This is a genomic window from Nocardia sienata NBRC 100364 (assembly GCF_001613205.1).
GTDB lineage: Bacteria > Actinomycetota > Actinomycetes > Mycobacteriales > Mycobacteriaceae > Nocardia > Nocardia sienata.
In genome coordinates this window covers 62514-83618 of the sequence record NZ_BDBX01000004.1, presented here as the reverse complement: position 1 = coordinate 83618, position 21105 = coordinate 62514, and the positions used below count along the sequence as shown (strand labels likewise).

The 21105-nt window shown below is 68.6% G+C and carries 20 protein-coding genes; 11 read left to right on the top strand and 9 right to left on the bottom strand.

The features are described from left to right. Nucleotides 1-6: 6 nt before the first annotated feature. The gene (locus tag NS4_RS03355) at nt 7-780 is read left to right on the top strand and encodes an ABC transporter ATP-binding protein (protein ID WP_157105872.1); all 774 of its coding nucleotides are present in this window, start codon (nt 7-9) and stop codon (nt 778-780) included. Between the two features lie 3 nt (nt 781-783). Here the strand turns inward: NS4_RS03355 and NS4_RS03350 are convergent, their stop codons facing one another. After that, complete coding sequence (locus NS4_RS03350; RefSeq protein WP_063057994.1) at nt 784-1521, bottom strand: SDR family NAD(P)-dependent oxidoreductase; 738 nt, start codon at nt 1519-1521, stop codon at nt 784-786. Nucleotides 1522-1610: 89 nt separating this feature from the next. Here NS4_RS03350 and NS4_RS03345 point away from each other — a divergent pair, with 89 nt between their 5' ends. The 3 genes from NS4_RS03345 to NS4_RS03335 are packed head-to-tail and all read left to right on the top strand — an operon-like array spanning nt 1611 to nt 4204. Beyond that, the gene (locus NS4_RS03345) at nt 1611-2231 is read left to right on the top strand and encodes a TetR/AcrR family transcriptional regulator (protein WP_063057993.1); all 621 of its coding nucleotides are present in this window, start codon (nt 1611-1613) and stop codon (nt 2229-2231) included. After that, on the top strand, nt 2228-3106 hold the full coding sequence (locus tag NS4_RS03340) for a helix-turn-helix transcriptional regulator (RefSeq protein ID WP_063057992.1): 879 nt from the start codon (nt 2228-2230) through the stop codon (nt 3104-3106). The genes NS4_RS03345 and NS4_RS03340 overlap by 4 nt, the downstream gene beginning before the upstream one ends. 39 nt (nt 3107-3145) lie before the next feature. Then, nucleotides 3146-4204 (top strand): quinone oxidoreductase family protein, encoded by a 1059-nt coding sequence (locus tag NS4_RS03335; RefSeq protein ID WP_084486631.1) that lies wholly within the window; start codon nt 3146-3148, stop codon nt 4202-4204. Here NS4_RS03335 and NS4_RS03330 read toward each other — a convergent pair. Continuing rightward, entirely contained in the window at nt 4168-4653 is a 486-nt protein-coding gene (locus NS4_RS03330) for a carboxymuconolactone decarboxylase family protein (RefSeq protein WP_063058368.1), read from the bottom strand. The two genes, NS4_RS03335 and NS4_RS03330, sit on opposite strands and share 37 nt — an antisense overlap. A 165-nt stretch (nt 4654-4818) precedes the next feature. Here NS4_RS03330 and NS4_RS03325 point away from each other — a divergent pair, with 165 nt between their 5' ends. Further along, the gene (locus NS4_RS03325) at nt 4819-5739 is read left to right on the top strand and encodes an RNA polymerase sigma-70 factor (protein WP_063057991.1); all 921 of its coding nucleotides are present in this window, start codon (nt 4819-4821) and stop codon (nt 5737-5739) included. Nucleotides 5740-5773: 34 nt separating this feature from the next. Here NS4_RS03325 and NS4_RS03320 read toward each other — a convergent pair whose 3' ends face one another. The 3 genes from NS4_RS03320 to NS4_RS03310 all read right to left on the bottom strand — a co-directional run bounded on the left by NS4_RS03320 (nt 5774) and on the right by NS4_RS03310 (nt 10446). After that, nucleotides 5774-8260, bottom strand: a complete 2487-nt coding sequence (locus NS4_RS03320; RefSeq protein ID WP_439955754.1) for a bifunctional lysylphosphatidylglycerol flippase/synthetase MprF — start codon at nt 8258-8260, stop codon at nt 5774-5776. Beyond that, nucleotides 8257-9585: an alpha/beta hydrolase gene (locus NS4_RS03315; RefSeq protein ID WP_063057989.1), complete on the bottom strand. Its 1329-nt coding sequence runs from the start codon at nt 9583-9585 to the stop codon at nt 8257-8259. The genes NS4_RS03320 and NS4_RS03315 overlap by 4 nt, the downstream gene beginning before the upstream one ends. A gap of 264 nt (nt 9586-9849) precedes the next feature. Continuing rightward, nucleotides 9850-10446 (bottom strand): hypothetical protein, encoded by a 597-nt coding sequence (locus NS4_RS03310; RefSeq protein WP_157105871.1) that lies wholly within the window; start codon nt 10444-10446, stop codon nt 9850-9852. A gap of 404 nt (nt 10447-10850) precedes the next feature. On the opposite strand from NS4_RS03310, the gene NS4_RS03305 reads away from it, so the two are divergent. The 3 genes from NS4_RS03305 to NS4_RS03295 all read left to right on the top strand — a co-directional run bounded on the left by NS4_RS03305 (nt 10851) and on the right by NS4_RS03295 (nt 12326). Further along, nucleotides 10851-11312 (top strand): VOC family protein, encoded by a 462-nt coding sequence (locus tag NS4_RS03305; RefSeq protein WP_063057987.1) that lies wholly within the window; start codon nt 10851-10853, stop codon nt 11310-11312. A gap of 103 nt (nt 11313-11415) precedes the next feature. After that, entirely contained in the window at nt 11416-11766 is a 351-nt protein-coding gene (locus NS4_RS03300; protein ID WP_063057986.1) for a hypothetical protein, read from the top strand. Next, the gene (locus tag NS4_RS03295; RefSeq protein ID WP_063057985.1) at nt 11763-12326 is read left to right on the top strand and encodes a gluconokinase; all 564 of its coding nucleotides are present in this window, start codon (nt 11763-11765) and stop codon (nt 12324-12326) included. The genes NS4_RS03300 and NS4_RS03295 overlap by 4 nt, the downstream gene beginning before the upstream one ends. A 221-nt stretch (nt 12327-12547) precedes the next feature. Here the strand turns inward: NS4_RS03295 and NS4_RS03290 are convergent, their stop codons facing one another. Next, complete coding sequence (locus NS4_RS03290; protein ID WP_439955758.1) at nt 12548-13711, bottom strand: lipase family protein; 1164 nt, start codon at nt 13709-13711, stop codon at nt 12548-12550. 473 nt (nt 13712-14184) lie between these two features. Continuing rightward, nucleotides 14185-15675, bottom strand: a complete 1491-nt coding sequence (locus NS4_RS03285; RefSeq protein WP_063057984.1) for a flavin-containing monooxygenase — start codon at nt 15673-15675, stop codon at nt 14185-14187. A gap of 40 nt (nt 15676-15715) precedes the next feature. On the opposite strand from NS4_RS03285, the gene NS4_RS03280 reads away from it, so the two are divergent. Further along, nucleotides 15716-16381, top strand: coding sequence for a TetR/AcrR family transcriptional regulator (locus NS4_RS03280; RefSeq protein ID WP_063057983.1), 666 nt, complete (start codon nt 15716-15718; stop codon nt 16379-16381). Nucleotides 16382-16454: 73 nt separating this feature from the next. Beyond that, complete coding sequence (locus NS4_RS03275) at nt 16455-17621, top strand: alpha/beta fold hydrolase (protein WP_063057982.1); 1167 nt, start codon at nt 16455-16457, stop codon at nt 17619-17621. A gap of 42 nt (nt 17622-17663) precedes the next feature. Here the strand turns inward: NS4_RS03275 and NS4_RS03270 are convergent, their stop codons facing one another. Then, nucleotides 17664-18236, bottom strand: a complete 573-nt coding sequence (locus NS4_RS03270; protein ID WP_063057981.1) for a TetR/AcrR family transcriptional regulator — start codon at nt 18234-18236, stop codon at nt 17664-17666. Between the two features lie 95 nt (nt 18237-18331). Between NS4_RS03270 and NS4_RS03265 the strand changes: the two genes are divergently transcribed. After that, a complete protein-coding gene (locus tag NS4_RS03265; protein ID WP_063057980.1) occupies nt 18332-19477 on the top strand; it encodes an FAD-dependent oxidoreductase in 1146 nt (381 codons plus the stop codon). 159 nt (nt 19478-19636) lie between these two features. Here NS4_RS03265 and NS4_RS03260 read toward each other — a convergent pair whose 3' ends face one another. Beyond that, nucleotides 19637-21094 carry an ATP-binding protein gene (locus NS4_RS03260; RefSeq protein WP_063057979.1) on the bottom strand — a complete coding sequence of 486 codons (1458 nt, stop codon included), beginning with the start codon at nt 21092-21094 and terminating at the stop codon, nt 19637-19639. Nucleotides 21095-21105: the final 11 nt, after the last annotated feature.

The following is a 21105-nucleotide window of genomic DNA, read 5'->3' as shown; positions in this document are numbered from 1 at the left end:
CGAGGTATGTCCGTGGCAACCTTCGAAGTACGCGGTGTGGGCAGAGAATTTCCCACCGACCCGCCGGTGCGGGCGCTCGATGGAATCGACCTGACCATCGGCGAAGGAGAATTCGTCGTCCTCCTGGGCCCCAGCGGCTGCGGCAAGAGCACACTGCTCGACATCCTGTCCGGGCTCCAGGACACGACCGAGGGCGAGGTGCTGTTCGAGGGCGAACCGGTCGCCGGGACGAACAGCCGGATCGGCGTGGTGTTCCAGGATGCCTCGCTGTATCCGTGGCGCACCGTGGCCCGCAATGTCGAGCTGGGCCTGGAGTTCCGCGGGGTGCCCCGCGCGCAGCGGCGCGCGGCCGCGGCGGAATACCTGGCCCAGGTCGGATTGGCCGGTTTCGAACGGAAGTATCCGCACCAACTCTCCGGGGGTATGCGGCAGCGGGCCGGAATCGCCCGGACCCTGGCGACCGAACCCGCGGTTCTGCTCATGGACGAACCGTTCGGCGCCGTCGACCACCTGACCCGGATCCAGCTGCAACGGGATCTGCTGGCGCTGTGGGAGAGCCGCCGCCGGACGGTCGTCTTCGTCACCCACGATGTGGGTGAGGCGGTGTACCTGGCCGACCGCGTGATCCTGTTGTCGCCGCGGCCGGGCCGGGTGTACCGCGAGTTCTCCATCGATGTGCCGCGGCCGCGCCGTAAGGGCGATATCGAACTACTCGCGCTGGAGAGCGAGATCTATCAGGCGCTGAGCCGGATCGAGGAGCAGGCGGCGGCGGGGTGGTGAACTCTAGGCGTTGGCGCCGCCGTCGACCGTGAGGGTGCTGCCGGTGACGAAGGCGCCCCCTTCGCCCGCCAGATAGGCGACGGCGGCGGCGATCTCGGTGGCCGCCGCGTACCGGCCGAGCGCGGTGGCCGCCCGCTGGGCGTCGGCGGGCGCACTGTCGGCGGGATTCATCTCGGTATCGGTCGAACCCGGCTGCACCACATTGACCGTGATACCGCGCGGGCCCAGATCGCGGGCGAGTCCTTTGGTGAAACCGATCAGCGCGGCCTTGCTCATCGAGTACAGGCTCAGACCCGGGCGGGTGGCCCGTTCGGCGAGATTGCTTCCGATACTGATGATGCGACCGCCTTCGCCGAGATGCGGGCTCGCCGCCCGCGCGGCCGCGAACGCGGCGCGGACGTGCAGGTTCATGGTCTCGTCGAACTGTTCCATGGTCAGTTCGTCGATGGTGCCGTAGGGGAAGATGCCCGCGTTGTTGACCACGATGTCGAGTCTGCCGAACTCGGCCACGGTCCGGTCCACCGCCGCGGGGACCGCCTCCGGGTCCGTGGCGGGCGCGGGCACGGCCAGCGCGCGCCGGCCGGTATCGCGGATCCGCGCGACCACCTCGTCGGCGGGGCCGGCCGCGGTGTTGTAGGTGAGCACGATATCCGCGCCGTCGGCGGCCAGTCGCTGCGCGATCGCGGCGCCGATACCCCGGCTCCCGCCCGTCACCAGTGCCACTTTTCCGTTTAGACCCATTTCAAGCTCCTGATATTTGTGCAGTGATCGTTGCACAAATAGGTACCGTGGATAGCATGGGCATGTCAACAACGCAGAGTGGAGGTGTGATGCCGGGTCCTGGCCGCCCGCGTGGCTTCGATCGGGACGCCGCGCTGCGCGCCGCCATGTACCTGTTCTGGGAACACGGGTACGAGGGCGTCTCGATCAGCGATCTCACCGCCGCGATGGGTATCGGTGCGCGCAGCCTGTACACCGCCTTCGGCTCGAAAGAGGAGCTGTTCCGTGCAGCCGTCGAGCTCTACGGGAGCGCGACCCCTCGCCCGATGGACCGGCTGCGCACCGCGCGGGAAGCGGTCGAGGCGATGCTGCGGCAGCGGGTGGACGCCAACCTCGACCCGGCGACGCCGCTGGGCTGCATGGTGGTACTGGCGGCGACCAATGTCACCCCGGACAACACCCATGTCCGAGACCTGCTGGCGGAACTGCGGGCCCGCGACCGTGCCGAACTCCTCGCCCGGCTCGAGCGCGGGCGCGCCGACGGTGACATACCGGCCGGTGCGGATATCGAAGCCATGGCTTCGTTCTATCTGACCGTCCTGCACGGCCTGGCGATCCGCACCCGCGACGGCTGTTCGCGTGCGGACGCCCAGCGGGTGGTGGACCATGCGATGCACGCCTGGGACAGTGTCGCCGCCCCGGCTCCCGGCCGATCTATCGTGGAGAAATGAGTACCGATGACCGGCCGCGGCCCGCGGCCGCTCGTGATCGGCGGCGAGCGGAACTCCGTGAGTTCCTGCGCAGCCGCCGGGAACGGCTTACCCCCGCGGCGGTCGGGCTGCTCGATACCGGCCGGCGCCGGACGCCCGGGTTGCGCCGCGAAGAGGTCGCGGTGCTGGCCGGGGTGGGGGTGTCCTGGTACACATGGCTGGAACAGGGTCGCGATATCAAGGTGTCCGACGACGTACTGAACGCGGTGGCGCGAGCGTTGCGCCTCGACGAGGTGGAGCGCGCCCATCTGTACCGGCTGGCGGGGCTCGAGCCGCCGCAGCGGCAGGCCGCCGCCTCGATCCCGGCCTCGCCACAGCTGCGGCGGTTGCTGGCGACCTGGGCGCCCCGGCCGGCGTATATCCGGGACCGGCACTGGAATTTCACCGCGGTCAACGATGCGGCGCGCGTGGTGTTCGGCTACGGCGACACCGACCACAACTGTCTGGTCTCCTACTTCACCAATGCGCGATTCCGGGCGCTGAACCAGCACTGGGAGCGCATCGCGCCCGAAACCGTCGCGGGTTTCCGGGCCGACTCGGCGCGCTATCCCGAAGACCCGGAGTTCGACCGCCTCGCCGGGGACCTGGCGCTGGTCAGCCCGGAGTTCGCCGAACTGTGGGCACGCCACGACGCGGCCGAGCACACCACCGCGATCAAGGCCGTCGCACACCCTGAGGCCGGCCCGTTGACCTTCGAGGCCACCCTCTTCCCGCTGCCCGAGTTTCCCGGCCACCACCTGATCCTGCACAACCCGGTCGCCGGGACCGGCACCGGCGATCGGCTCGACGAGTTGATGCGCGCTCGGCCTGGTGGTGCCACACCCCCCATGAACTGACACTGCCTCCCGGTTCCGGATGCCCGCAGGATCGTTGTCATGAGCAACGAGCAGATGAGCGCAATGGTCATTCCCGAATTCGGCCCGGCCGAGGTGCTTCGGCCGACGACCGTCGCCGTCCCCGAGCCCGGACCAGGACAGATCGCCATCGATGTGGCCTACGCGGGCGCGAATTTCGCCGAGATCCTGTACCGGCAGGGCGTGGTGGACGTCGCGCTGCCCTTCGTCCCGGGGATCGAGGTATCCGGCCGGGTCCGCGCGCTGGGAGCGGGAGTCGAGGGGCCGGCGGTGGGCGACCCCGTCGCCGCCCTGACCATCGTCGACAGTGGCGGATACGCCGAGGTGGTGGTCACCGCCGCCGACCTGGTGGTCCCGTTCGACGAGACGCGCCTGAGCCCGGCCGTGGCCGCGGCGGTGCCGTCCAACAGCACGACCGCGTTCCTGGTGCTGGACCGGGTCGCCCGGATCGAGCCGGGCGAGAGCGTGCTGGTGCACGCGGCTGCCGGGGGAGTGGGTAGCCAGCTCGGCCGGGCCGCCCGGCTCCTGGGTGCGGGCCGGGTGGTCGGCACGGTCGGCAGTCCCGCCAAGAAGGAGATCGCCCGGCAGTTCGGTTACGACGAGGTGATCCTGCGTGAGGAGCTCGCCGCCGCGGGCGAGTTCGATATCGTCGTCGATATGGTCGGCGGCCCCACCCGCCGCGCGAGCCTGGACCGGCTGGCGCCGATGGGCCGGATGGTGGTGATGGGCAATGCGTCCGGCGCCGCCGATGTGGGTCTGTCCGCCAATGAGCTGTGGTTCACCAATAGGACGGTCTCCGGTTTCAATCTGGCCGCCTTCGCCGCCGCCCACCCCGTGGAAACCGGCGCCGCGATGCGGCGGGCGGTCGGCGCGGTGACCGCGGGGGAACTGATCGTTCAGGTGGCCACACTGGCCCTGGACCGGGCGGCGGAGGCGCACCGGCGTATCGAATCGGGTGCCACCACAGGAAAACTGGTCTTGGAGGTCGCGCCCTCCCGGTCCGGGTCGCGCGGGCCCGGGCCGGGACGGGGCGCGCGGGCCGATCAGTCCGCCATGGCCGCGAACATGCCGGCCTCGTAGGAACCGCCCTTCTGATGCAGGATCACACCGAGCCGGTTGGCCGCGTTGATCATGGCGACCAAGTACACCAGGGCAGCGATCTGGTCGTCGTCGTAGTGCTCGCGCACCCGGGCCCAGGTCTCGTCGCAGACCCCCGGCTGCGCGTCGGCGATCCGGGTGCCCTCTTCGGCGAGCGCCAGGGCGGCCCGCTCGGCCGCGGTGAACACCGTGGACTCGCGCCACGCGGCGACGAGGTTGATCCGGACAGCGGCTTCTCCCGCCGCCGCCAGCTCCTTGGCGTGGGCGTCGACGCAGAAACCGCAGCCGTTGATCTGACTGGCACGCAGTTCCACCAACTCGAGGGTCGCCTTCGGGAGCCCGGACTGCATGATCGCCAGGCTGGTGGCGGCGAATCGCCGGCCGATCTTGGCGGCGAGTTCGTTGGAGTTCAGGTCGAAACGGGGTTCCATCATCGGGTCCTCACTGGTCGAGTGCATTCGAACGACCATGAGACGGTGGGCTCCGGGCCCGCGTAACAACCCGGTGGCGTGGCATGGATCACTGCCGACCGGTGTTACGGCCCAGCTGCGAGCGGCGTCTGTTGATGAGACTGTCGAGAGGAAGCAGGAGCACCCATGGACGGTTCAGCACAGATCACGCCCGCCGACGATTCGGCCGCCGCCGACGGGCCCGACCCCGCCACCGAACTCTTCGTGGCCCACCGCAACCTACTCTTCACCGTCGCCTACGAAATGCTCGGCTCGGCCGCCGACGCCGAGGACGTGCTCCAGGAGACCTGGTTGCGGTGGGTCGGCGTCGACCTCGGCGCGATCCGGGATCACCGTGCCTACCTGGTGCGGATCACCACGCGGCGGGCGCTCGACCGTCTGCGGGCGCTCGGCCGTCGCCGGGAGTCCTATGTCGGCCCATGGCTACCCGAGCCGCTGCTGACCACACCCGATGTGGCCGAGGATGTCGAACTGGCCGACAGCGTGTCGATGGCGATGCTGCTGGTGCTGGAGACGCTCGCCCCCGTGGAGCGGGCGGTGTTCGTACTGCACGAAGTGTTCGGACTGGACCACGCGGAGATCGCCGAGGCTGTCGACAAGACCCCGGCGGCGGTCCGCCAGATCGCCTACCGAGCCCGCTCCCATATCGCGGCGCGACGTCCCCGCGGCGCGGTTTCGGCGGCCGAGACCCGCGCCGCCCTCACGGCTTTCCAGCGGGCGGTCGATACGGGCGATCTGCGGAATCTGCTCGATATCCTGGCCCCCGATGTAGTACTTCTGACCGATGGAGGCGGTGTCGTGCGGGCGGCGTCGACGCCGGTGGTGGGCTCCGGGCCGGTCGCCGAGGTGCTGGGCCGGATCGCGGGTGCCGCGGTCCTGCGCCCGGCCGGAATCAACGGCCATCCGGCGCTGATCATCGAACTCGACGGTAAGGCCGACACCGTCGTGGCGATCCGTCTCGACGAGGGACTGATCACGGGGCTGTACGCGGTCCGGAGCCCGGTCAAGCTCGCGCGCCTGGATCGCGAGACCTCCCTGCGTCGCTGACAGCCGGTCGCTTTCCCGGCCCCGGCGCGGTGGTTCAGCGGCGAAGCAGGTGGGTCAGCAACTGCCCGGTTTCCTCGAGCGACAGATGCGGTAGATACGCCCGGCCGACGGCGATCCCGATGGCCGGCAGAGCCGCGGCATCGGGGAACACCATGTACACGGGCCGGTGCCGCGGCTGGAATTTCGCCTTGAAGGCGAGCAGCGACCGGAAGCCGTAGACCGGTTCCAGGGTGCGGCCCAGCAGATCGAGCAGACCGTCGAGGGCACTCCGGTCGAGGCCGGGTTCGGTGCTGTCGGCGCCGGCCAGCGGGGCCCCGGACAGACTGAGGAACTCGAGCCCCTGCTCCTGGGCCGACAATGCCGCCGAGGCGATGAGGAACTCCATCGCCACCCGGAATCCGTCGGCGCGGCGCCGCATGAAATCCAGGGTGAGGCCCACGAGGGCGCCGTTCCGGTACACCGGCATCCAGGAGGTGACGGCGTGGACGTGGTCGTCGCGGTCGACGGCCAGCAGCAGCCGGACCTCGGGGTCCTGCAGTTCGGCCAGACCCCCGAGGGTGAAACCCATCTCTGGCAATCCCTTGTCCGCGACCCACTCCTCGGAAATCTCGACGATCTGCTCGATCACCGCCAGCGGCGCCTCGGCGAACGTTGTCCACCTCGCCTCGATTCCCTCCTTACCCGCCCGATTCAGGGCGGTCCGCACATCCTGGAATTTCTTGCCTTTGAACGCGAGACCGGCCAGTTCGACGATCGTCTCCTCGGCGACCTGCAGGCAGCTCCAGCCGTGTTCCCGGGCGAGGGCCGCGGTATCGGGACCGACGGAGTAGAAGCACGGAGTCCACCCGTTGCCCAGACACCAGGCCGCGAACTCGTCGGCCGCCGCGGCCAGACCGCGGCGCTCACCGATCGGGTCCGTCGTGGTCAGCGCGACACCGGAGTGCACCCGATAAGCCACCGCGTGCCGGTCGTCGCCGCTGAACCAGTACCTGTTGCCGGCCCAGGTGGTCATCCACGACAGGGAACCGCCGCCGGGGTTGTGCAGCAGCTCCCGCACGCGGCGCTCACCGCCGAGGTCGTACCCGGCCGGCGGGGTGAAGAAACTGCGCAGCATCAACAGGCACAACGTCCCCCAGACGAGCACGCCGACCCACTCGAACAGCAGGGTCGCCGCCGGGGTCAGCGGCAGGACCGGCGGTTCGAAGAGCTGGAGGTACACCGGCGGTAGCAACCGCAACGGGGCATCGCGCAGCAGAGTGCCGGCCCCGGGGTCGCGATCGAAACCGCCGGCGAGCAGTGTCCCGGCCACCACATAGATCGCGAGCGCGGCCACCGCCGCCGCGAGCGTACCCAGCCAGACCCGGCGATACGTCCCGCCCGCGGCGCGCACATCGAAGAGCCGCCGGGCGGCCAGTAACAGCACGAGGACCGCGATCAGGGCGAGCAGCGGAGCGAAATCCCGGTACACCGTGCTGTGCCGGTGGATGCCGTAGAGCACCCAGCGCGCCTCGTCCTGTTCGATAGTCCGCACGATCACACTGATGCCGGCGAGGGCGAGGAGCACGATATGCCCGCCGACCGAGAGCAGCCAGGCCGCGCGCCGGCCGCGACGCAGTCCCTCGGCTCCGACGAGCAGCAGCATCGACGGCAGGATGTTCATGGTCAGCGGTCCGATACCGGACAGGCGCAGTGCCTGCTGCCCTTTGCGGCACTCGTCGCGCAGGGCCGGATCGGCGCAGATGTCGACCAGCTCGCGCGCACTGTAGGGCACCTGATCGAACAGTTCACGCAGGGACGACAGGGGGCCGATGGCATGCGGGGAGAACGTGGCGAAGATCGGGCCGAGGACACTGGCCGCGACGACGAGAGCGACGAGTGTGCGCCGCTCCCGTATCGTTCCGCCGAGCACCGGGCCGCGCGCGGAACGCCCGAACAGCAGTGGTCCGATGAACAGACCCGCCAGCGCGACACATAATCGCGTCACATCCGACAGATGTCCGGCGAACAGGGCCGTGGTCACCAGGATCACCAGTAGCAGCGCGCGGATACGCCGGCGCCACAGGGTGTGCATCGCCGCGCTGGCGGCGAGCAGTGCCCCGAAGACCCACGGCAGCGGATCCGCCGTCAGGTGGCCGTGCAGTTCCAGACCCCAGGAGTTCGGCACCGTCGACGCGAGCCTCGCCGCGGCGAGCGCCAGCGCGGCGCCCGCGCCCTGGGCGGCGAATACCGCGATCGCGAAACGCCGGCTGCCGATGCGCTGTTCCACCGGCACCGCGACAGCGAGCACGAATACAGTCGCCACCAGATAGCCACCCGTCCCGGAGGCGAACAGTCCCGAGGTCCACAGGGTCCAGACGTACCCTGTGTCCAGGGTCGGGAGCCCGAGGGAAACGCGCGCAGCCAACTCGTGCGACGAGCCCTTCGCCCACGCCCCGGTGATCACCGCGAGAATCCAGATCACCGCCAGTAAACCGAGAGATACGGGCGCGCGGGAGAGGCCCGCCAGGACGCGGGTCGTCACGACGCGTCCAGACCGAGACGGTGTCCGAGCCATGGCAGCTCCTTCTCCAGACCGGCGGACCACACGGCGAAGCTGTGCCCGCCGGGCAGTTCGGTGAGGTGGACATCCATTCCGGCTGCGCGCGCGGCGTCGGCCAGCCGTTCGATCGCGGCGCGGTATCCGGTGTCGCCGAGACCCACGACGAACGCTCCGGCCGAATCGGGGTAGCGATGGCGAGCCAGCAGATCGGCGGGATTGTTCCGGGCGAAGGCATCGGCGTCGCCGCCGAAGACCTCCCGGATCGTGGTCGTGCGGTCGCCGAGGGTCGGTTCGGCCTGCCCGGACAGATCGAGGAAGGTGGGATAGACCTCGGGCCGGGTGGTGGCGAGTTGTAGCGCGCAGGTGCCGCCGTAGGACAGCCCACCCACCGCCCAGCCGCGCGGATCCGGGTTCACCTGCAGATGGATGCGTATCCAATTCGGTACGTCCACGGCCAGGTAGGTCGCGGCGTTACCGAGCCGCGAGTCCACACACAGTGGGTTGGCCAGCCGGCCGCCGGTTCCGTCGGCGAGCACCACGACCGGCGCGAGCCCTCGGTGCTCGGCGGCGTAGGCATCCATGATGCCGGCGAGTCGGCCGCCGACGAGCCAGTCCTCGGTGGTGCCCGGCTGCCCGGCGAGCAGAACCAGCACCGGGAGAGCGGGCCGCGGCTCGGTGAAGTACGCCGGAGGCAGATAGATCCGCGCGTCACGGGCGGGGAACCCGGACACGGCACCGGGAACGGCGGCCCGGGTCACCGCGCCGGTCTGGGGCATATCGGCGGGCGGGGCCCAGTTCGCCGGTGACGGAGATCCGCCGGGCACCGAAGGTGCCAGCGCGGTATCGAACGGCACGGTCCGGTAGTCGGTCATGCCGAGCGCGGTCCGCACCGTCGGGTATGCGTCGAACCCCGCGTTGATCCCGCCGGCGGCACAGAGCACGACCGCGACGGCCGCCGCGACGAGTCCGGTCGCCACCAGCGGCCGCGACCGGTCCCGGCGCCGGACGAACCCGCGGCCGACGGTCAGAGCCACCGCCAGAATCGCCAGCCCCGACCAGACGTAGACCGACAGGGGCAGGGGATCGGGAAAGGGCCGCCAGACCTTCTCGATGAGGACCGCGGCGAGTATCACCGACAGCACGGCCGCCGCCACCACGACGGCGACCCCGGTGCGCAACCAGCGACGGTGCAGGCGGACCACCAGCGTCGCCAGGCACACCGCCGTGACGGCGGCGAATACGAAAGTCGCCGCGGTCGTCGTGACATGCAGGTCGAGCACAGTTTCGACGAGCCCGGACCACGGCATGACGTCCAGTATGCAGGCCTTCTGGGCCGGTGAGGGGGACGCGCGCCCGCCCCGGACACCGGAGGTGACAGGCGTCGGGGCCGTGGCCGCGGGGCGTACCCGCGAGGTCGGGCCGTGGGGAGGTGGGCGGACCGATCGCTCGCGGCTGCGCGCACCACATCCGGGCTATCGGTGTGGCGTTCGGGCCGGAGTGCTCACCGCACCCGGCTTCGCCGGGGGTGCCTTGGGCTCTGCGACCGCGGCCGCAGAGCCCGGCCTGCCGGTCTACCGGCTCGCGTACACGACGAGAAGGTCGCGCATGGCGCGGATCTCCCGGTTGGCCTCGTTCAACGCGGTGCGTAACCGGTGGTTCTCGTCGAGCAGGTCGTCGAGTTCGTGTGCGGAATCCACGGCAGTTTCCGCAGGGCGCACCCGGACGAGTTCGGCCGTGGGCTCGGCGGTGGTCTCCGGTGCCGGTTCAGTGGTTTCGGCGGTGATTTCCGGTGCGGGTCCGGCCGTTTCCGGTGCCGCTTCGGCGGGCTCGGCCGCCACGGCCTCGGCGATGCTCTCCGCCGGGTCCGCAGTGGCCTGTGCCTCCTCGGCCTCGGTGGTGGCAACCGGTTTCGCGGTCGCTGTGCCGCTACCGCGGGTACGGCGCCGGGGTTTCGGGGGCGCGGGAGTGTCCGCGACCGGTGTGGTGTCGGCGCTTTCGGGAAGTCCCGCGGCGCGGACCCAATTGGCGAGTGTGTTCGTCGCGGGAAGCCCGCCTTCGCGCTCGGAGACCTGCGTGCACGCGGCATTGAGCGATTTGCCCTGAGCGAGGAGTTTTTTCACTCTGTTGACGAGTTTGGTCTGTTCTCTTTTCGAGTAACGCACTGCCATTCGATTTCCTCCTGCACTCCGGGTCGTACGCCGGGAATTGAACCATTGCCCGGCCGTTCTGTCCTCATCGGGTGCGCCGGCCGGAACCGCAATTCCCGCATCGAATCCGAAAGGAAACACCGAACATGTTTCGCGCCAACGAATTCAGGGCGTCGGACCGCTGGGCCGGAAACTCGGCGGGGTGATCGCGCCGCACCGACCGGACGGGGCGGCGCGCTCGGGACCGAACCAGGGTCGCTGTGGTGGCCCGAGCAGCTGCGGACCTGTCCGGCCGGGGGCCGGACCGGAAAAATCCGTCACGTCCGGCGCCCGGGCCGTACGGTATTTCGGACCGATTCTGTCCGCCCGTCCTGCCAGACTGGGCCCATGGTGCACACTCATATCTCTGCGAACGGAGAAGTCCGATGAGCCGCGGTGTCCAGGTCACTTTCGATGCCCACGACCCGCAGGCGCTGTCGTCGTTCTGGCGTGCGGTTCTGGGCTACATCCACCCCGGTCCGCCGGGGGCCGAGTTGCCGGCGGGCGCCGATCCGATTGCCGCGTGGGACGACTTTCTCGCCGGAATCGGCGTCCCGGAGCAGCAGCGCAATTCGATGTCGGCCCTCGAGGACCCGGACGGGAACGGCCCACGATTGTTTTTCCAGCGGGTGCCCGAGGGCAAGGTCGTCAAGAACCGCGTCCATCTCGATGTCCGGGTGGCGCCGGGGCTCGAGGGGCCGGAACGCATGGCCGCGCTCGAGGCCGAATGCGACCGGCTCCTGGCGCTGGGCGGAACCCGGATCCGTCGCCACGAGCCCGCGCCCCCGTTGGAGACCGGCTTCATCGTGATGGCAGACCCCGAAGGCAATGAGTTCTGCCTGGATTGACCGGCCGCGTGCTCAGAGTAGGGACCGTCGCGGCTCGTCGGGACCGCATGCCTCCCGGCCGCGGTCCCGCACGGTCACCGGACCTGCTGTTACGTTGAAACCGATGGAACCTCCGATCAGTCTCTCCGAACGCGACCTGCGCGATCGCAAGGTCGATGTGCCGCGGTCGGTGCGTTCCCTGGCCGATGCCGATATACCGTTGCGCATCAGGCGGGGACGGTACTGCGCGGGAACCGTCGGGCAGCGGGCGGTGCCGTCCTGTGTAGACGAAGCCGGGGTGGAGCCGCAGCGGCGGATCGAAATTTTCGCCGAGATCGAATCGGCCCTCGGCAACTGGCGATGGCCGGGTGCCTCGTTCGTATTGCGCAGCGGTAGTTGGGCGCGCGACCTCGTTCCGCTGGAACAGTACCCGGCGGTTTCGCTCGGGCCGCCCGGGATCGACAGGGATCGATGACGGTCGTGGAATCGACACAACTGCCCATTTCCCACGCCCCGTGCGTCGTGGTGATGGGGGTTTCGGGGACCGGAAAGACCACCACGGCCCGGCTGTTGGCCCGGCGACTCGCAGTGCCCTTCGCCGACGCGGATGATCTGCACCCCCGGGCCAACATCGACAAGATGGCGTCCGGGCTCCCGCTCGACGACAGCGACCGGGAGCCGTGGCTCGCCGCGGTCGCCGACTGGTTGCGGGCACGCGCCGCCGAGGGGACCGGCGGCGTAATGGCCTGCTCGGCCCTCAAACGCCGCTATCGCGACCTGCTGAGGACAGGGGCGCCCGGTGCATACTTCCTGCTCCTGACCGCGGACCGCGAGGAGCTACTGGCACGGATAACGGGTCGGACCGGACATTTCATGCCTGCGGCGCTGCTGGATTCCCAGCTCGCCACTCTCGAACCCTTGCAGCCGGGGGAACAGGGTGTCGCCCTGCACGGCAGCCGCAATGCTCAGCACGCGGTGGAGGTGGTGATGCGGTCGCTGCGGGAGCACGCCGCGCGGCACCGTCCGGACCGATGAGCCGCGGTTCCACTCGAGCCGGTCGCCGGCCGGGCAGGACAACGCAACGGCGGCTCGGGACACAGTATGCGATTCGCCGATCACCCCGACCCGTCCACGGCTGGTGGAACGCGGACGGCTGCACCGGCGGCATCCGAATCGCTGCCTGCCGGCCCCCGTACCGGTGCGGCCCGTCCGGTGGGCTCACCGGACGGGCCGCATATCACCGGCGTGGTCGCTGGTCAGCAGCCCTTGGCCATCGGTTCACCACGAAACCTGGCCTCTACGAAATTCCAGGCGTCGGCGAACCCCGCGGCGGCGGCGGTCATATGTTCGGCGATGTCGTAGGTGGTCAGTTTCACCGGCGCGCCCGCGCGGCAGTAACGATCGGCGAACTCGGCCACCCCGTCATAGGGGGTGAGCTCGTCGAAGCGGCCGTGCCACAGGTAGGTCGGCGCGGTCGGCACCCCGTCGAAGTAGCGCAGGCTGTTCTCCCGCAGGACCTGGTGCGCTTCGGGGCTGTCCATCAGGCTCTTGGACGCGGCCATCTGTTCCGCGCTGCGGAAAGCGCCGTGGAATAGCAAGAACCGTCGGCAGGCGTCATGGGTGAACTCCCGGAACCACAGACCGTTCTCGTTGAGCTGGTCGGAGATCGGCAGCCGGTCCGGGTACTCCCGCTCGAGGCCCATGGCCGCGGCGAAGGCCAGGCCGAAACCCGGGTGCGGGGCGAAACCGAGGCCCAGCGCCATCTGTTCCAGATCGGCCGGGATACCGCCCGCGGCGATACCGGCGATCTTCAGCTCGGGCGCGTAGGAAGGTTGCAGGGCCGCGGCCCATCCGGTGGCCAGCCCACCCCCGGAATAACCGGCCAGGGCGACAGGGGAGGCCGCGAGGCCGAGTTCGGTGACCCGCTGTACGGCGCGGACACTGTCGAGGGTGACCATTCCACTGAGCCGCCCGGCGGCATAGGCGACATTCGGTCCCAGATAGTCGGGCACCGAGATGGCCCAGCCGCGTCCGATCGGCAGCATCGCGCCGACCGCGTCCTGCAGTTCACCGTTGAACAGCGATCGCGACGGATTGCATCGGGTGCCGAGCGAATTGATCAGAGCCTGATAGGAGACCAGCGGCGGGTTCTTCACGCCGGCGGGCAGCAGCACCGTGGTCACACCCATGATCGGGTTACCGAGGGAGTTGGTGGAGCGGAAGGCTACCTGCCAGCCTTCGGTGCCCACGTACATTCCGGTATCGATCTTGCGGGTGCGCACCACCTCGCCCGGCTGCAGCTCGGCGAGTTCTGGGGGCGCGGTGTAGAAGGGGTCCGGATCCGGTTGCGGGTAGAGCGGTTCGGCGTTGGCGCCACCGCCGAGAATCCCGACCGATACGAGGGTCAACAGCAGGACCAGGACGCGGGTGGAAACTCTGGACACGTTCTTCTTTCGGACAGCGGGAATCAACCGGCGCCCGGCCCGGCATTGGTGATGCCGCGGCGGCCGTCGCCGTGTGGAGGGTGCGCGGTGTGGCAGCGAACGGCTCCGGTCGCTGTCGTACAGGTGTACCGCGGCGACGACCCGCGCGGGCGGATCGATCGCTCGAACGAACGTCTGCTCCGGCTTGTGACCGCATCCGAGTTCGGCTCGACGAGCAACAATACGACGTCCGCGGGCGAAAAGTGTGATCTCGTGCAATGAACACGCGAGATTCTGCGTGAACTCATAACGAATGCCGGCTGCTACTGGAGCCGTCACAGCGGCCGGGCTGATGATTCGCGGTGTTCACGATCGAGGCATGTGGTAGGAATCGGCGGCCCGTGGCTGCTCGGGCGTGCGCGTGCGCACAGTGCGGATCGCGGCGCGTCCCACCGCGCAATCGTCGTGGTTCAGGCTGTGTGGCCGTAACGGTAGTCGTCGAGCGGGAATCGCACCGCCTCGCGGTGCGCGTTGACCGTACTGGTCGGGCGCAGTAGCGCGGCCTCGCCGTGCTGGTTGAAGTAGTAACTGCGTGCGGTGGCGCAGTCGCCGCCGTAGAACACCGATGATCCGAGTTTGCCGGTTACCCGGTCGAGGAATTCGGCGTTGGCGCGTTCGGTGACCTCGAAGGTGGTCTCGCCGCGGCGGGCCAGCTCCCCGAAGAGCCTGGCCATATGTTTCATCTGTGCCTCGATGGTGGTGAAGTAGGACAGGCCGCTGTAGGAGTAGGGGCTGTTGAGGCTGAGGAAATTCGGGAACTTCGGCACGGTGATGCCCTCGTAGGCCTGGAACCGGTTGTCCCGCCAGAATTTACCGAGGTCGACCCCGTCGCGGCCGATGATCTCGATGGCCGGGAAGTTCACATCCCAGAGGTTGAATCCGGTGGCCAGCACTAGGGTGTCGATCTCGGTTCTCGTGCCCGCGGCGGTGACGATCCCGTCCGGTTCGATTCGTTCTATACCGCTGGTCTCCAGCCGGACGTGCGGTTCGTTGAAGGTGGCGAAGTAGCGGTTGGAAAAGGTCGGACGTTTACAGCCGAAATCGTAGTCGGGGGTGAGCTGATCCCGTGTCCGCTTGTCGTGGACCTGGGCGCGCAGATGTGCCTTGGCCAGCAGGGCCGCCGCCTTGTTGAGGGGTTTGGCCTGCTTGTAGTGCAGGACTCCGATCACCATCAGCGCTTCCAGCGCGGTGGTATTGGCCAGCCGCGCGACCTTCTGGGTGGCCGGGACCCGGGCGAACAGGCGCTGTACCGCGGACGGGATCGGCATATCGACCTTGGGCACCACCCAGATCGGGGTGCGCTGGAACACGGTGAGTTCGCGCGCCCGGTCCGCGACCTCGGGGACGAGTTGCACGCTGGTGGCGCCGGTGCCCACGATCGCGACCCGGCGGTCGGTGAGGTCGTAGGTATCGTCCCAGGCCGTCGTGTGGATGACCTTGCCGGCGAAGGTGTCGATACCCGGGAACGGCGGGGTGTAGGGCTGGGACAGGAAACCGGTGGCGGTCAGCAGGTAGCGCGCGGTCAGTGTTTCGCCACCGGCGACGGTGACCACCCAGAACTGGTGCTCGGCGTCCCAGCGGGCGCTGTCGACGGAGGTACCGAAACGCATCCGCTGGCGCAGGCCGTATTTGTCGGCGACGTGTTCGGCGTACTTCTTCAGTTCCGTGCCCGGTGCGAACAGGCGCGACCAGTTCGGGTTGGGTTCGAAGGAGTAGGAGTAGGTCACCGAGGCGATATCGACGGCCAGACCGGGGTACCGGTTGACGTGCCAGGTGCCACCGAGATCGGACTCCCGTTCGAGGATCACGTAATTGTGCAGGCCGAGGCGGTCGAGCTGGATTCCGGCCCCCATACCACCGAACCCCGCGCCGACCACCACGGCGTCGTATCGAGGTGCCACGCCGAACCTCCTGCTGCTCTGCTGAACGGTCTATCACAGAATGACGCATCATTCCGCTTGTGATGACAGTATCATCGGGAGCGTGACGAAGCCATCCACGAGGGCAGAACGCCGCAAGGCCGAGCTGCGCCAGGAGATCATCGATACCGCCTTCGTCTGTTTCGCCGAGAAGGGCTACCACGCGACCGGGATCGCCGATATCGCGACCGCGCTGGGTATCGGCCACGGCACCTTCTACCGCTACTTCAGCAACAAGCGCGACATCATCGACCATGTGATCGATGATCTGGCGGCCCGGATCATCGACGCGCTGGGGACCGACAACGCGCCCGACGCCGCGGCCACCCTGGATCAGTACCGGGAGCAGATCGACCGGATCGGTGCCGCGCTGAGCCGCATCCTCCTGGAGGATCGGCGCGTCGCACAGCTGCTGCTGTTCCACGCCACCGGCATCGACGACGAACTCACCCAGCGTCTCTACGGGTTGCTCGACACCGCCGACACGCTGACCGCCGGATATCTCGACCACGGCGTCGAACTGGGCTATCTGCGCGCGGATCTCGACACGGTCAATACCGCCCGGGCGGTGACGGGGATGCTGCTCGCCGGGGTGGTGCACGGGCTGCGCGATCCGGACGAGGCGGCCATCGCCGCGTTGACCCGGGCGATCCGGCGACTGCTGGTCGACGGTGTCCGCAAGGACTGATATCGCGGCGGTGCGGTGATTCTCACCGCGGCGCCGCCCGGAGAGCCGGCGCGCGGGCACATACAGTGGAAACATGTCGCCGTTGGACGAATGGCATCCGTCCACCGTCGCGGACTGGAGTGACGAACGTCGCCGGGCCAGATTGCGCGAGACACGGCCGGGTCACGGATGGAAGACGTTGCGCCGCACCAGACTGGCGTTGTTTCGGGTAGCCGCACTGCTGATGATCGTCGGGGTCGTGTTCGCGCAGTACTGGGAGCACGATATCGAGCCGGAGCGCATGCGTCTCGCGCTGACCGAACCCGCACTGTTACCGATCGCCGAACCGGCGGACCCGGGCAAACGCGATACCGCCGTGGTGGATCTCGTGGGACTCGGCAATCTCAATGCCAGCGATACGGCCGCCGCGCTGCCCGCGCTACGCGCGATGGGGGCGGTCTGGGCGATCCGCTACGACAACCGCGGTATCGACACGGAAGTGATCGCCGATTTGATCATCCGGGCCGCGGTCATGTCGGGAGTGCGCAATATCGTGCTGACCGGGCACAGTATGGGTGGGGTGATCGCACTCGAGGTCGCCGAGCACATCCATCTCGGTAGCGACCGGAGATTGGTGGGTGTACTGCTGGACTGCACACCGCTGGACCTCGACGCGGTCCGCCCGGAGAGCCGCGGCCTGGGTGAGGACATGGTGCGCTGGATGGGCTGGCTCCCCGGCGCCCGGGAGAGCCGGGGATTGCGCACCGCGGTGGAAACCTATGCGCGCCGGGAGAGTTTCCTCGACCACGGTGGTGTCCCGGGCATCCGCTTCGCAGAGTTCCGGAAAGCGGTGGGACAGGTGCTGCGGGATAAGATATTCAACGCCGACGCCGCCAGCAACGGCCTGATCGAGGCCCAGTTCCTGGCAATCGTGGCCGGTGGCGCGACCGACGATCTGCGCGCGGTGTCGAAGCCGGCGCACGGCAAACCGCGGCCGGCCATCGTTTTCATCCGCCCGCACGACGGGAGCCGGGATCGAGTGGTGGATGTCGCGCGCACCCAGCAGGTCCTGATCGACAAGGTCGGGGGAGTGGACGGGAACTTGCTGGTGGTCAAACCGCGGGGCACCGGGCACGCGAATCCGCGGCAGCGCCCCGCCGAATACAACAAGGTGATCGCGCAGCAGGTGCTGCCGTTTGTGGAGCGATACCAGGCGCAGATCAACAGTGTCGCCGGTGCGGTACCGGCCTGGCACCGGTAACGCTCGGGCGGTACCGGTCACTCGTCCGGACGCGACCGGTGCTCACCGCACCGGCACGGTTTCCGGGACCGGCCCGGTCAGGTAACGCTGGATCGTCGGACCCAGCCATGCGGTGACCTCCCGTTCGGTCATGGCGGCCACCGGCGGAAACGCGAGGACGAAACGGCACAGTGCCATGCCGAGGATCTGGGACGCCGCCAGACCCGCGCGGGTGGGTGCCTCTTGGGGGTCGTCGCCTGCTTTCGCGATCACCGGACCCAGCTGCGTCGCGAAGATCGAGCGCATCCGGTCGGCCGCTGCCGGATTGGTGACTCCGGCCCGTAACAGGATCAGCAGGGTTTCGTCACGCTCCCAGCGGTCCAGGAAGTGGGCCACCAGGGCGGGGCCGATCCGCTCGCGTGGCACATCTGTCAGATTCGGTAGTTCCAGGTCGAATTCGGCCGCCGCCGCGAACAGTCGTTCCTTGTTGCCGAAGTACCGCATCACCATGGCCGGGTCGATTCCGGCGTCGGCGGCGATCGCCCGGATCGTCGCCCGGTCGTACCCGTCGGCGGCGAAGCGTTCGCGGGCCGCGGTGAGGATGACCGCTTTCGTCTCTTCCGAGGACCTCTTCATGTCAACAAGTGTAGGCCAACGGTTGTTGACAAGGGTGTGGCCCGGGCATAGTCTCGATGCCAACAAGTGTTGACCTACCGAGAGCAGGTAGAACGATGACCACCGAAATCGCAGATGTCCTGATTGTCGGCGCGGGCCCGGTCGGTCTGACCGCCGCCGTCGTACTGACCCGGCTCGGGCACGAGGTGGTGATCGTCGACAGCCAGGCCGAAGGCGCGAACACCTCCCGGGCGGCGGTGGTCCACTCCCGCACCCTCGAGCTGCTGGAGCCCTACGGGGTGACGCGGCCGTTGGTCGATCGCGGTCTGCACACCCCCGACTTCACCATCCGGGACCGGGACCAGGTGCTTATCGCTGTACCCTTCGACGGACTCCCCACCGCCTATCCCTACACGCTGATGATCTCCCAGGCCGATACCGAGGAATTCATCCTGCAACGGCTGACCGCGCTCGGCGTACCGGTGCGGCGCCCCGTCGAGGTGACCACGGTGGTACAGGACACCGACCTGGTGACGGCCACCCTCTCCGGCGGAGAGCAGATCCGCGCCCGCTACCTGATCGGCGCCGACGGAATGCACAGCACGGTGCGCGAACAGGCCGGTATCGGATTCACCGGCGGCAGTTACGCCGAATCGTTCAGTCTGGCAGATGTGCGGGCCTCCGGTGGGGTCCCCAAGGACGAGGTGATCCTGTACTTCTCCCCGGCCGGGCTGGTCGTCGTGGCACCGCTGCCGGACGATATGTACCGGATCGTGGCCACCGTGGACGAGGCCCCGCACGAGCCCGATGTCGCCTTCGTGCAACGACTACTGGACGAACGCGGCCCGAAGGCGCAACCGGCGGTGGTCGAGGAAGTGGTCTGGGGCTCACGCTTCCGCGTGCACCACCGTATAGCCGATCGTTTCCGCGACGGTCGCATTCTGCTGGCGGGCGACGCCGCCCATGTGCACTCGCCGGCCGGTGGACAGGGGATGAATCTGGGGATCGAGGACGCGGTCACCGCCGCGACGACCCTCTCCCGGGTACTGCGCGGCGAGTCACCGCAACTGCTCGACGAGCACGCCGCGAAGCGGCGGCGCAATACGGAGTCGGTGGTCGCGATCGCCGGCCGGCTCACCTCGCTGGCGACGCTGCCGGCCGCGGTGCGCCCGATCCGCAATATCGCCATGCGCCTCGCGGGCCGGACGGCGCTGGTGCGTAACAAGCTGGCCTGGCGGTTGTCCGGTCTCGACCGTCGCTGACCCGCGGGCTCTTTCGGCCAGACATCCGTCCGCCGGGCGCACCGAACGGCCCGGCGGACCGCTCATGGACAGAACACGGCGTCGGCGTAACGACCGAAGTCCCCGCACCGCGACCGGCGACCGGACTTCGGTGCCGACCACGAGCCACGGGCCGTGGGTTCATTCGCCGTCCGGGTCGGCGGTCTCCGAGGACTCGTCCTCGGCGCGGGTGAGCGGAAGCCACACCGTGAAACGGGTATCGCCGGGCCGCGAATCGACCCGGATGTCTCCGTCGTGCTTGTCGACGACGATGCGGAACGAGATATCGAGGCCGAGCCCGGTGCCCTCACCGACCGGTTTGGTGGTGAAGAACGGTTCGAAGATGCGACTTTGCACCTCGGCCGGAATACCGGGCCCGGTATCGGCGACCACGACGACCGCGCAGTCGTTCTCGAGGCGGGTGCTCAGGGTCAACCTCCCGCGGCCCGCCATCGCGTACACCGCGTTGTCGATCAGGTTCGTCCACACCTGATTGAGTTCGGCGGCGTAGCAGGGTACCTGGGGCAGGGTGCGGTCGTAGTCCTTGACCACCTCGATCGAGTCACCGATCTTGCGGCTGAGCATCACCAGCGTGCTGTCGAGGAGTTCGTGCAGGTCCACCACCTGGAACGGGGCCCGGTCCATCTGGGAGTACTGTTTGGCCGCGTCCACCAAGGTCGAGATACGCGTGGTGGAATCGGCGATCTCGTTCATCAGTAGTTCGGTCTCGATGGTGTAGTTCAGCCAGCGGAACGCCCCCTCGAGGACCGGGGGCGGACAGCCCTCGAGGGTGGCGGCCACCCGCTCGAGCCAATCCGTGTCGAAGCCGGCCTGGACATAGTTAGGCGCCAGTTCCCAGCCGTCGCGGATTCCGTGGTCCTCGAGCCATTCGCCGAGCAGGTCCTCCCGGTCGGCGGCCTCGAGCGCCGACAGTTCAGGTGCCTTGGCGACCTGGGCGGCCGCCTCCTCCTGCAGTCGGACCAGGGTTTCCAGGACCGCGGTATCGAATTTGCCCTGCGCCATCATGGCGAGTTTGTGCCGCATCCCCGCGATCCGGTCGCGCAGGCCCGACGTCGCCCGGACCGCGGCCGCGGCCGGATTGTTCAGTTCGTGGGTCAGCCCCGCAGACAGCGAGCCGAGGGCGAGCAGTCGCTCCCGCTGGGCTATCCGCGCGTTGGTGTTGCGGTTACCGAAGAACGCGCCCTCGAGCAGATGGACCGCCATCGGGAACCAGGTATGCATCATCCGGGCGAAGATTTGCGCGTCCAGCACATAGAACCGCGACGTACGGGTCACATAGAGCGAGCTGCTGTAATGGGTGTCGGCCCGCTCGCCGAGATACGCCGTCCACGCTCCCGCGTAGGAGCCGCGATGGTCGGTGTGCACCATCTCGATCTCCCGGCCCCCGGACAGTTTGGTGAGCCGCACCTCACCGTCCATGAGCACATAGAAGCAGGTCGCCGGATCGCCTTCCTGGTACACCGGGCCCGGCTCGACGGTTTCGATGCGGCCGTCGGCGCACAACCAGTCGAGCTGCCGATCGTCGAGTTTCTCGAACAGGAACAGCGACCGCAGTTCGGCGGGATCGCAGATGCTCATTCTCGGTCTCC